This is a genomic window from Niveispirillum fermenti, assembly GCF_048066175.1.
GTDB classification, from domain to species: domain Bacteria; phylum Pseudomonadota; class Alphaproteobacteria; order Azospirillales; family Azospirillaceae; genus Niveispirillum; species Niveispirillum fermenti.
Map to the genome: position 1 here is coordinate 223876 of NZ_JBLTXA010000009.1, position 11813 is coordinate 235688.

The 11813-nt window shown below is 65.8% G+C and carries 10 protein-coding genes; 5 read left to right on the forward strand and 5 right to left on the reverse strand.

Going from position 1 to position 11813, the window contains the following annotated elements:
• Nucleotides 1-62 precede the first annotated feature (62 nt).
• The 4 genes from ACM9LZ_RS12170 (at nt 63) to ACM9LZ_RS12185 (ending at nt 6820) form a co-directional block, all read left to right on the forward strand.
• Complete coding sequence (locus ACM9LZ_RS12170) at nt 63-2018, forward strand: TonB-dependent receptor domain-containing protein (RefSeq protein ID WP_416619736.1); 1956 nt, start codon at nt 63-65, stop codon at nt 2016-2018.
• Between the two features lie 146 nt (nt 2019-2164).
• Nucleotides 2165-6007, forward strand: coding sequence for a cobaltochelatase subunit CobN (gene cobN, locus ACM9LZ_RS12175; RefSeq protein WP_416619737.1), 3843 nt, complete (start codon nt 2165-2167; stop codon nt 6005-6007).
• A gap of 13 nt (nt 6008-6020) precedes the next feature.
• Nucleotides 6021-6494 (forward strand): MotA/TolQ/ExbB proton channel family protein, encoded by a 474-nt coding sequence (locus tag ACM9LZ_RS12180; protein WP_416619738.1) that lies wholly within the window; start codon nt 6021-6023, stop codon nt 6492-6494.
• Nucleotides 6494-6820 (forward strand): DUF2149 domain-containing protein, encoded by a 327-nt coding sequence (locus tag ACM9LZ_RS12185; protein ID WP_416619739.1) that lies wholly within the window; start codon nt 6494-6496, stop codon nt 6818-6820. The genes ACM9LZ_RS12180 and ACM9LZ_RS12185 overlap by 1 nt, the downstream gene beginning before the upstream one ends.
• 19 nt (nt 6821-6839) lie before the next feature.
• Here ACM9LZ_RS12185 and ACM9LZ_RS12190 read toward each other — a convergent pair whose 3' ends face one another.
• The 4 genes from ACM9LZ_RS12190 to ACM9LZ_RS12205 form a co-directional block, all read right to left on the reverse strand.
• Nucleotides 6840-6983: a hypothetical protein gene (locus tag ACM9LZ_RS12190; RefSeq protein ID WP_416619740.1), complete on the reverse strand. Its 144-nt coding sequence runs from the start codon at nt 6981-6983 to the stop codon at nt 6840-6842.
• Between the two features lie 61 nt (nt 6984-7044).
• Nucleotides 7045-8445, reverse strand: coding sequence for a PepSY-associated TM helix domain-containing protein (locus tag ACM9LZ_RS12195; protein ID WP_416619741.1), 1401 nt, complete (start codon nt 8443-8445; stop codon nt 7045-7047).
• Between the two features lie 16 nt (nt 8446-8461).
• Nucleotides 8462-10660 (reverse strand): TonB-dependent receptor, encoded by a 2199-nt coding sequence (locus tag ACM9LZ_RS12200; protein WP_416619742.1) that lies wholly within the window; start codon nt 10658-10660, stop codon nt 8462-8464.
• 125 nt (nt 10661-10785) lie between these two features.
• Nucleotides 10786-11175 carry a DUF2946 family protein gene (locus tag ACM9LZ_RS12205; protein ID WP_416619743.1) on the reverse strand — a complete coding sequence of 130 codons (390 nt, stop codon included), beginning with the start codon at nt 11173-11175 and terminating at the stop codon, nt 10786-10788.
• Nucleotides 11176-11193: 18 nt separating this feature from the next.
• On the opposite strand from ACM9LZ_RS12205, the gene ACM9LZ_RS12210 reads away from it, so the two are divergent.
• Nucleotides 11194-11460, forward strand: coding sequence for a hypothetical protein (locus ACM9LZ_RS12210; protein ID WP_416619744.1), 267 nt, complete (start codon nt 11194-11196; stop codon nt 11458-11460).
• A 38-nt stretch (nt 11461-11498) separates the two neighbouring features.
• On the opposite strand, the gene ACM9LZ_RS12215 is transcribed toward ACM9LZ_RS12210, so the two are convergent.
• The coding region (locus tag ACM9LZ_RS12215) for a hypothetical protein (RefSeq protein ID WP_416619745.1) at nt 11499-11813 on the reverse strand (315 nt) is incomplete at its 5' end.

An 11813-nucleotide genomic window follows, 5' to 3' on the forward strand; every position in this document is an offset into this window, starting at 1 on the left:
ATGTTATAACGTAACATATTTTCTCGCGGCACTTCGGATATCCCATTGGAAACGACTACTCTATGAGCCCGCATCGATTGAAAACCGCCGCCTGCATCGGCGCCCCGCTCGCCGCCTTGCTGACGTCCACCACCTGTCTGGCGGAAGCGGCCGATCCCTCTCTGGCCCCGGAAATCGTGGTGACAGCCACGGCTACGCCGCACACCACCGTCACCAGCCCGGCCACGGCCAGCGTCATCACCAAGGATGAGTTGGCCAGACGCCCCGTCCAGGACCTGGCCGATGCTGTGCGCGGCACGCCGGGCGTCACCTTGACGGGCGTGGGTCTGTCCCGGCGCGGCATCGCGCTGCGCGGCTTGTCGGAGGAACATACGCTGACCCTGGTGGATGGCCGCCGGGTCAATGTCGCCTCCGCCGCCATGGCCCATACCGATTTCGACCTGAACTGGGTGCCGATGGAGGCGGTGGAGCGGATCGAGCTGATCCGCGGCCCTCTTTCCTCTCTCTATGGCTCGGAAGCTCTGGGCGGCGTGATCAATGTCATCACCCGCAGCCCCACCGACAAGTGGCAGGGCATTGCCAAGCTGGATGGGGGCTTGCGTGAGGATGGCAAGGGCGGGGCCACCCATCAGGCCGGCGCCTGGCTGGCCGGCCCGCTGGTCCAGGATATTCTGGGGATCAGCCTGTCCGGCCGCCTGCACCGCCGCCAGAACACACCCGACGCCAACGAGCCACGCCTCACCGCCCTGGAAGGCCGTGACAGCTTGTCGGGCAGTGCCGCCCTGACCTGGACGCCCGATGCGGCCCAGCGCATCGACCTGACCTATGGCCGGGGTGACGAGGAACGCTGGCGCAATGCCCAGCAGGCCGGCGCCAGCCCCTATTTCTATGAATCCATCGACGACATCGACCGGGAGCAGATGTCGGTCAGCCACAAGGGCAATTGGGATTGGGGCCATACGGAAATCCAGGCCTACCGGTCGCAGCTGGACCGGGTGAACAGCCGCAGCCGGGGGGCCGCCACGCAGCCCAGCCGCCTGACCGATGATATCGTCGATGGCCATGTGAGCGTGCCGTTGTTGGGCAACCATCTGCTGACCGCCGGCGGCGAATGGCGGCGGGAAGAATTGCGCGACAGCACGGTCAATGCGGCGGGAGAGGCCGATACCGACCATGCCGCCCTGTTCATCCAGGATGAGATCACGCTGACCGAAGGCATGTCGCTGGTGCTGGGCAACCGCGCCGACCATCATGCGGAATATGGCTGGCAACACAGCCCCCGCGCCTACCTGACCTATGCCGTCACCGATGCGCTGACCGTGAAGGGCGGCGGCGGGCGCGGGTTCAAGGCCCCCAGCCTGAAGGAATTGTCGCCGGGCTATTCCGCCGTCGGCGGCGGCGGACAGTTCGCCATTGTCGGCAATCCCGATCTGGACCCGGAGATCAACACCAGCTACGAGGTCGGTGCCGAATACCGGCCCGGCGGCTGGGCGCTGCGCGGCACCCTGTTCCAGAACGACCTGAAGGACCTGATCCAGACCCTGTGCACCGCGTTTTGCGGCCAGCGCGGGCGGGAGCGGCGCACCTACCAGAATATCGACCGCGCCCGCATCCGTGGCGCGGAGATGGGTGGCGAGGTCACGCCCATCGACAGCCTGACCCTGTCGGCCAACTATACCTGGATGGCGACGGAGAACCGCGTCACCGGCCTGTCGCTGGCCGAGCGGCCGCGCCATGCCGGCAATGTCGCCGCCGAATGGACGCCCATCGCCCCGCTGACCGCACGGGTACGCGGCCAGTATGTCGGCAAACAGGTGGTCTATAGCGGTGCCATCGCCAACCAATTGCCCGACTATACGCTCTGGTCGCTGGACGTGTCCTGGCGCCTGACCGACGCCGTGACGCTGCGCGCCAATGTGGAGAATATCGGCGACGAGGAACTGGCCGCCCAGTCGGCGCTATATTCCTATTCGGAGCCGGGCCGCAGCTATAATCTCGGTCTGTCGGTGAGCTTCTGATGCGCGTTCCATATGAAGCTGGGTTGATCGGAACCGATCAACCCAGCCCCTCAGGCGCCGGGCGCCGCCATCCGGCGGCTTGGCTACGCGCGCATGGGCGCGCGGGCGCTCAACGCGCCAACCCAGCTGCGGGAAGCAGCTGGGTATTGCGGCTGTTCCTGACACTTCTAGCCCTCATACTTACCATCCCGGCCGCCTTGGCGGCCGACCGGCCAACCGTCCGCATCATCACCAGCGACTTCGTGCTACCCGGCAAGATCAAGCGGCTGGCGGAGATCGGTGCGGCCCAAGGCGTGGATGTACAGGGGCTTTGGGTGGAGAAGACTTCCGGCACGCCCGCCGACTGGCTGGCCGGGGCCGATCTGGTCATCATTGATGCCCCGCGCGGCAACGACATGGCCAAGGTTCGGGAACGGCTGGGCGGGGTGCTGGAGGCTTCTTCCATCCCCTGGCTGCGCATCGGCGGCGGACCGCCCGGCGCCGGCGGCATGCCGCCGGATCAGGCGAAAACCTTGATTGCCTATTACGCCAATGGCGGCCCGGCCAATTTCCGGGCCTTGTTCACCATTGTGGCGGCACAGGCAGGGGGTCGCGATCCCGGGCCGCTGCCGGCCCCGGAACTGCTGCCCAAGGCGGGACTTTATCATCCGGCCGCCCCCGGTCCCTTCACCGATGCACCGGCCTATCTGGCCTGGGGCCGGGAGCGCTGGGCCAAGGATGCCCCGCGCGTCGCCATCGCCATCAATACCAGCATGCTGTCGGGCATGCAGACCCGCATGATCGACGCGCTGGTGGAACGGATGGAGCAGGCCGGCCTCGCCCCCCTGCCCTTCTGGTTCGAGGCGGGCAAGGATGACGGCATGACCAGCCTGCTGGCACCCGCCGGCATCGACGCGATGGTCAACCTGACCCATATGCAGAATGGCCCGGCGCGTGTCGCGGAACTGCTGGCGCTCGACGTGCCCGCCCTCCCCGCCTTCACCTGGCAGGAAGGGGACGAGGCGTCCTTCCTCCAATCCACAAGCGGCATCCAGGCCGGCACCATGGCGGCCCTGCTGACCGTGCCGGAAGCCTGGGGCATGGCCGACCCGATGGTGATCGGCGCCCTTGCCGATGGCGAACCGGTGCTGATGGCAGCCCAGGCCGACGCGCTGATCGCCAAGCTGAAGCGGCTGGCGACCCTGCGCCGCAAGCCGGCGGCAGACAAGCATCTGGCCCTGATGTTCTGGAACCACCCGGAGGGGGAAAAGAATATCAGCGCCTCCAACCTGAACATCCCGCGCAGCCTGGAACATCTGACCAAGGCATTGAAGGCAGCCGGCTATGCGGTGGAACCGCACAGCGAGGCGGAAATCACCGCCAGGGCGCAATCCATGCTGGGCGGGCTGTACCGGCCCGAGGCAGAACTGGAAGGGCTGATGGACAAGGGGTTCGCGGTCGCCGTGCCCCTGTCGGCCTACAAGGCCTGGTTCGCCACCTTGCCGGCGGCACGGCAGGCGGAGGTGAATGCCGCCTGGGGCGATCCGGCCAGACATTGGGCGCTGCGACAGGTGAAGGGCGAACCCGCTTTCATCATCCCCGTCACCCGCCTGGGCAATCTGACCCTGCTGCCGCAGCCGCCGCGTGCCGGCAGGCCCGGCGCCTCCTATCACGATACCAAGGTGCCGCCCGACCATTTCTATCTGGCGGCCTATCTCTGGCTGCGCGGATCGGGAGCCGATGCGCTGATCCATTTCGGCACGCACGGCACCCAGGAATGGACACCGGGCAAGGACCGGGGCCTGTCAGTCAGCGACTATCCGTTCCTGACGGTGGGCGACCTGCCGGTCTTCTACCCCTATATCCAGGATAATGTCGGGGAGGCGATGCAGGCCCGCCGCCGTGGCCGCGCCGTCACCATCAGCCACCAGACCCCGCCCTTCGCCCCGGCCGGGCTTTACGACGAACTGCGCGACCTGCACACGCTGGTGCATGAATACCAGCAGTTGGAGGAAGGGGCCGCCCGCGACGCCACCGCCGCCCGTATCCGCGCTGCGGTGAGGGCAGCGAACATGGACAAGGATCTGGGCTGGGACGCCGCTCGCATCGCGGCCGATTTCCCCGGCTTCATGGGCGTGCTGCATGACCATCTGCATGTGCTGGCACAGGATGCGCTGCCGCTGGGCCTGCATGTGTTCGGCCAGCCGGCAACGCCGGAACACCGCCTCTCCACGGTGATGCAGCAATTGGGCGGGGACTTCTACCGTCTGGCAGGCAGTGAGCCGGATGAGCTGTTCGCCGGCGACTTCAGCCAGTTGCAGCAAGCCGAACCCTATCGATTGCTCCAACGCCATCTGCGCGAGAGCGCCCCTGTGGACGGGATTGTGGATGCGGGCCTGCGCGCACAGGTGGAACGCGCCGTCGAACTGGACCGCCATCTTGCCGAAACCGGCGAGTTGGAGGCTCTGCTGGCAGGGCTTTCCGGCCGCATAGTGCATCCGGGGCCGGGCGGTGACCCGATCCGCAATCCCGATGTGCCCAGCGGCCGCAACCTCTATGCGTTCGAACCCAACAAGCTGCCCACCCGCAGCGCCTATGAGGCCGGCGAAAAGGCGCTGGCCGACCTGATCACAGCCTATCAGGGAGAGCATGAGGGAAAGATGCCCATCAAGCTGGCCTTCACCCTCTGGTCGTCGGAGGCTATGCGGCATCTGGGCGTGGTGGAAAGCCAGATCCTGTGGGCCATGGGCCTGCGCCCGGTCTGGGACCAGGGCGGACGGGTGACAAGTATCGAGATCATTCCGGTGATCGAACTTGGAAGGCCCCGCATCGATGCCGTGCTGCAGATCACCAGCGTCTATCGCGACCAGTTCGACGGGTTCATGCGCCTGCTGGCCGATGCCATCGACCGGCTGGCCATGCTGGACGAGCCCGGCAACAATATTGCCGCCAACAGCCGGCTTCTGGCCGCCGACCTGGTGAAATCCGGGATGGAACCAGCCGCCGCCCGACAGGCCGCCACTCTGCGCCTGTTCAGCAACGAACCCGGCGATTACGGCTCCGGCCTGCCCGGCGCCGTGCTGGACAGCACGCAATGGGAGGATGAGGGCAAGCTGGCCGAGAGCTTCCTTTCCCGCCTGCAATATGGCTATGGCGCCCAGCAATGGGGCGTGAAGCTGGACGGAACCAACCTGTTCGCCCGGCAATTGTCAGGCGTGGAGGCGGCGGTGCTGTCGCGCTCATCCAAGCTGCATGGCATCCTGTCCACCGACCACCCGTTCGAATATCTGGGCGGCCTGTCGCTGGCCGTGCGCCATCTGGATGGTGCCAGCCCGTCGCTCTATGTCGCCGACCTGCGCAACCCGCAGGCCCGCATCACCGGCGCCGCCAGCTTCCTGGCGGACGAGCTGCGCACCCGCTACCAGAACCCGCACTGGATCAAGGCGATGCAGGCCGAAGGCTATGCCGGCACGCTGGAGATGCTGAATGTCGTCAACAACCTGTTCGGCTGGCAGGTGACCGATCCCGGCACCGTGCGCGCCGACCAGTGGCAGGCCATGCACGACACCTATGTCATGGACCGGCGCGAACTGGGCCTGAATGAATGGTTCGAGGCCAGCAACCCGACGGCGCAGATGCAGCTTGTCGAACGGATGGTGGAGGCCATCCGTAAAGGATATTGGGATGCGTCTGCCCAGACCCGCGCCGAACTGGCGCAGCGCTGGCAGGAACTGGCCGACCAGACCGGCACCCAGGCGACAGCGGTACAGACAAGCAACTTCATCGAGACCATGGCCGCCGGCTTCGGGCTGGATGCCGGCGTGGCGGGGGCGACTGCCGCCAGTGCCGATGCCGCATCCGTGCAGGGACAGGTGATGCGGCAGGTGCAGCCCGATGAACAGGGCGGCGAGCCGCCGCCCTGGCACCGCTGGGCCGGGCTGGGCCTGCTGATGGCCCTGATCACGGCGGGTGCGCTGCACCAGCGCCGCCTGAATGACGCAACCATTTAAGGAGAGATGACGGATGAACGCCCTTGAAGCCAGCCTTTACGATCTGGCTGGCCTGTTCATGATTCCGGTGATACTGCTGATCCTGGCGGCACTTGCCTATGCCTTCCTGGCGCTGGGTGGTTTTGCGATGGAGGCGTGGCAGCGCCGGCGCAGCCGCCACCGCTCCGCCCTGGCCGCCTTCCATGCCGCCACCGGTGCCGCCACCGATGATCTGGAACTGTGGATCCTGAAACGGCTGGAATGGGTGCGCATCGTGTCACGCACCGCGCCCATGCTGGGGCTGGTGGCGACCATGATCCCCATGGGCCCTGCCCTGCTGGCCCTGACCCGGAATGAGGGGGCAACCATGGGCGAGAACCTGGCCGTGGCCTTCGCCGCCGTCATCCTGTCGCTGGTGGCGGCCAGCATCTGCTTCTTCATCCTGACCATCCGCCGTCGCTGGCTGCTGGAGGAACTGCGCCGCATCGAACGGGCGGGAGGCAAGTGATGCGCTTTCTGGAAGGGGATGAGGCGGATGATCCGCTGCTGTCGGTGGTCAACCTGATCGACCTGTTCCTGGTGGTCATCGCCGTCCTGATGATCATGATCGTCCGCAACCCGCTGAACCCGTTCAGCCAGGACAAGGTGACGGTGGTGGAGAATCCCGGCACGCCGGAGATGCGCATCACAATCAAGGACGGCCAGGAGCTGACCCGCTATGACAGCACCGGCCAGATTGGCGAGGGCAAGGGCGTGAAGGCCGGCATCACCTATCGCCTGCCCGACGGGCGCATGATCTATGTGCCAGAGGGGGAGGCGGGATCGGCACCTTGATCGCCGCCCGCCCCTTCCCCTATCCCGCCACCAGCTTGAACCGGCGGCTGGCGGTGGAGAAGGTGACGTCCACCGTGTCGAAGGCCCGCGCGATGGCCCCGCCCTCGATCATCGCCTGCGCGCTGCCTTCTCCGACATGGCCATCCGGTAGTGACAGGCCCATGGTGATTTTCCGATGATCAGGGGACTTGAGCGACCATCAGGCTGCCCCCCCCGACGGGAGATCAGCCGATTTGGTTGGCTTTGCGCTGGGTCAAACCGGTCCACACCCTGTCGCCGACCAGCACGGCCAGCGGCGAAGCGCCAGCCAACGGAAACAGGGCGCAGAGGCCCAGCGTGATCAGCACCAGATTGCGCAGCTTGGCCGGCCCTGGCACCTTGGGCACGCCCAGCTTCCCCTGGGGCCGGCGCTTCCACCACATCCAGGGGCCGGTGATGGACAGGACCACAATACCGATGCAGGGGATCAGCATCAGGATCTGGTTGGTCAGCCCGAAATAATTGCCCATGTGCAGTTGCACGCCCAGTTCCACCGCCTGCGCACCCCAGCCGTAATCGGCATAGGAGACCTCGCGCAGCAGTGCGCCACTGTATTGGTCGATATACAGGCTGCGCTGCCCCTGCGGCTGGCCGGGATAGGTGAAGGCCAGATAGACGCCTGTCTCCCCGCGCGGCAGCGACAGGCGATAGGGCCATTCCATGCCGTTTTCCGCCAGGATCGCCGCCGCCCGGTCGATGCCGATGGAACCATCCATCGGTCCCGTCGCCGGACCCGTTGCCTGATGATGGGAATGGCCACCCGATGGGGCCTGGGACGCCGGCATGGGTGTCGGTTCCAGCGTCCAGGGCACGTCGCCCACCGCCTGTTTGGCCGTGGGCGTGCTGGTGGGCGCGTTATAGCCGCGATGGCTGGCGGGATAGCCGATGCCGGTGGCATCCATCACGCCCACCAGCAGGTTGCCCCATTGCGTGGCCCAGGGCAGGCCCGTCAGGATCAGGAACAGGATCAGCAGCGCCGACCAGAAGCCCACCACCCCGTGCAGATCGCGCAACAGGGCGCGTCCCCCCGCCGTCAGGCGCGGGACCAGCAGGCCGCGCAGCCGGAACCGGTCTGCCGGCCACCAGAGATAAAGCCCGGTGACGGTCAGCACGACGCCCCAGCAGGCCATGAGTTCCACGATGGCGTCGCCCGTCTCCCCCAGCATCAGCGATCCATGCACCTGATCGGCGATGCCGATCAGGGTGCGGCGATAATCCAGGTCGCCCAGAACCATCGCCTGGTATGGGTCGACGAACACCCGCCGACTGTCACCCTCCGGCAGGGCCATGAAGAACTGCACCGAGCGGTCGGCGGCATCCGGCGTGTCGATGCGCGTCGTCACCGCCCCCGGCAGATGCGCCTCCGCGGCCGCCATCATATGGCTGAGCGGCATCGGCATCCCCGCCGCCTCGACGAAGCGCAGATGGGGATAGGAGAGATCATTGATCTCTTCATTGAACAGATAGATCGCCCCGGTGATCGCCAGGATCAGCAGGAAAGGCGCCGTGACCAGCCCGGCATAGAAATGCCAGCGCCAGACGGCGCGGTAGAGCGGACCATAGGGTCTGTTATCCACCTTGGCCATGACGCCCTCCCCGCGCTCAGAACCTGGCCGTCAGGGTGACATCCACCCCACGCGGCGCGCCGATATAGACATTGGTGCTGGCATAGCCCGAATATTCACCATAGAAGGCGTCGGTCAGGTTGCGCCCGCGCACCGACAGGCTGACCTCCTCGGTCAGGCGATAGGTGACGGATGCATCCAGCAGCCAATGGCCGCGCACGAAGATGCTGTTTGCCGTGTCGGTGTAGAAGCCGCTGGCATGGCGGACGAAGGCGCCGAAACTGACCGGCAGCCCTTCTAGGCTATAGAGTGCCGATGCATTGAAGGTCGTGCTGGGAATGTTGGAGGGTCGGTTACCCGCCCGGCTGACCGGCCGGCCGCCGACCAGCTCATTCAGTTCCTCATATTCCGCATCGGTGTAGGAGACACCGGCCGACAGACGCAGTTGGTCAGTGACGGCGGCACTGGCCGTCATTTCCACGCCCTTGGCCGCCAGTTCGCCCCCCTGCACGGCGAGCGACGGGTTGGCGGGATCGCGGGTGACGATGTTCTTCTGGCTGATGCGATAGGCCGATCCGGTCAGGCTGGCCCGGCCTGCCAGCGCGTCGGCCTTGAACCCCGCCTCCACCGATGTGCCCTTGGTCAGCTTGAAGGCGGCATTGGCCAGCGACAGGGTCAGCATGCTGCCCACCGGCTGTGCCGCCGTGGTGTACTGGCCATAGAGCGTGATGCCCGGCGTCACGTCATAGGTGGTGCCCATGCGCCAGGAGAAGGGATCGTAATCGGCATCGGCACCGGTGATGGCGTTGCCGGCATTCAGGTTGGTGATGCCGCGGGCCAGCGCGATCTTCTCGTACCGCGCGCCGGCCAGCAGCAGCCATTGCGGCGTCAGGTTCAGGGCGTTCTCCGCGAAGATCGCCTTGGTGGTCAGGCCGCTGTCGAACACGACATTCTGGCTGGCATAGACGCCGTCACCCGCCGGCACGGCACCCACAATCGGATTGTAGAGATCGACGGCGGAGAGGCCGCCCACCAGGCTCTGCTTGCGCGGATTGATGAAATCCGTGTCGTTATATTCACCGCCGATGGTGAAACGGTTGCGCAGGCCCGCGATCTCCCCCTGATTGGACAGGGCCAGCCGCTCGTTCCAGAATTCATGATCGTGATAGATGGCCTGGAGCGAGCGGGCGAAGCTGCCATTGGGGAAGGTGGCGGTCGGGGCCGTGAAATTCTGATCCCCGCTCAGCACGAAATCGCGGGTCGCTTTGTACCACATCAGGTCATTGGACAGGGTCCAGCCATCGGCAAAGCCGTAATCCACGCGCGAGCGCAAGGTCGTCTCGTCCGCCCCGGAATAGGAACCCTCGGGATTGTAATTCTCCCGGCGCAGCGCCTTGTCGATCACCAGGCCGTTGGCGGCGCGCAGGGCCTTGCTGGGATCGCGGGCCACGGCGGCGGAGACCAGCGGCACCCCCTGATATGAGCTTTCGTACTTGTCATTGTAATGATCGACGGCCAGCAGCACCGACAGGTTCTCCGCCGGCCGGTAGAGCAGGCTGCCGGTCAGGCCGCTGGAACGGGTGCGGTTGTCCTTCACGTCATAGAGGCTGTCCGATGTCATCCGGCTGGCATCAGCGCGCACAGCCACATCATCCGACAACTTGACATTGACGCCACCGGCCAGGGTCAGCGTATCGAAGCTGCCATAAGCGGCCATGGCGTCGACATGGTTTCCATCCAGGCTGGGCTTGCGCGTCACCTTGTTGATGACACCGGCCAAGGCGCCCTCGCCGACCAGCACGGAGGCCGGCCCCTTGATCACCTCAATCCGGTCGAAATGCCAGCTATTGCTGTCGCGCGTGACCATGGTGGAACTGGAAACCCGCACCCCGTCCTGAAGGATGGAGACGGTATTGCCGGAAAAGCCGCGCATGGAGACGACGGCGGGATTGCCCGGCACATTGCCGGCAATGGCGCCCACGACATCGGCAAAGGCCTCACGCGAGGTGCGCAGGCCGCGGACCTGCAGATCCTCCTGGGTCAATACCTCTACTGTTGCCGGCGTCTCGCGCAGGGTCAGGCCCAGGCGGCTGGCGGTCGCGGTGGGCAGGTCCAGCCTGGCCACCTCGCGCTCACCGATGACGACCACAGCGGACTCCTCCGCATCGGTCACGGCCAGAGCGGCGCCGGTTAGGGCCAGGGTGGAGGCACCCGCGACAAGCAATTTCTTCAGCATGACATGATCCTGTGCATCCGCAGGCCGATCAAAGGCGCGGACGATCGCCGTCACCACGGGACGCAGCCCGATGCGCGACGGCGGGACCGGAGATGGTCCCGTTTATGGAAGGAAGCGAAGGTCTGTCAGGCGAAGAATGGCGGCGCCCGGGCTCCGGGCGGTGCGCAAAGCAGAGAGCGGACACGGGGGCCGACGGCGATGGTCCGATGGCGCACGGCACGCGGCGCCAGCCACAGCAGAACCAGCACCAGGGCCAAAAGCGGCACCAAGCCGCCAGCAATGGCGAAGGCGCAGAGCCCGTCCTGCCGCGTGTCGGCCGGCGCCTGCGTATCGTCGGGCAGTGTCAGGTTGCCGCCATTGCCCGAGCAGATGACCAAAAATCCGCGCCCGTCCGCTGGATCAAGATTGGGCATGTAGCCGCCGGGGATCATGCCGCGCAGCAGCAGAGCGCATAGCAATACCCATACGGCGATTTGCCGTACCAGATGGGTGTCTATGCGGGCCTGCTTCGTCATGGGTTTGTTGTGGGCGCAATGCGCAAACGGGTCAAGCATGACGCCTGCGGCCTCAAGCCGCGCCAGCATGAATCACCGGAGGCCGGCAATAGCTGCAAAAGCAAGACCGCCGGCAAGATGCTGATCTTGCCGGGACCTGTGATCGGCCGTCAGGCCGAGAACTCCCGACGAACAATTTCCGCACCCGCACCCAAGGCATTCAGCTTGCCTCTCGCCATGCGGCGGGACAAGGGCGCCATGCCGCATTTGGTGGAAGGCCAAAGCTTGTCGGCACCGACGAACTGAAGTGCCCTGCGCAGGGTATCATACGGATTCGGATTGGATCATTCGGCGGGCCACCGGTTGAATTTGGTATTGGCGGCGAGGATCTGGGGATTTTGGGAGAGGGCGGCACACCGCGCGTCGAGCGGGTCGGACAATTGGTCGAGATGATCGAAAGCCACAGGGTGGAGATATCGCGCGGTACAGGCTGATGCAGGCTCATACCAACTTGCGATGAGTAGAACGCATCGCAAGTTGGTCCGGCGGCGACTGCCACAGCACCGCTCGTGCGGCGTCGCCCGCGCCAACGAATGTTGGCGCCGGCAATTGAGGGCGGTGACCAGAACCAATAGGTTCTGGTCACCGCAAAATAGTAT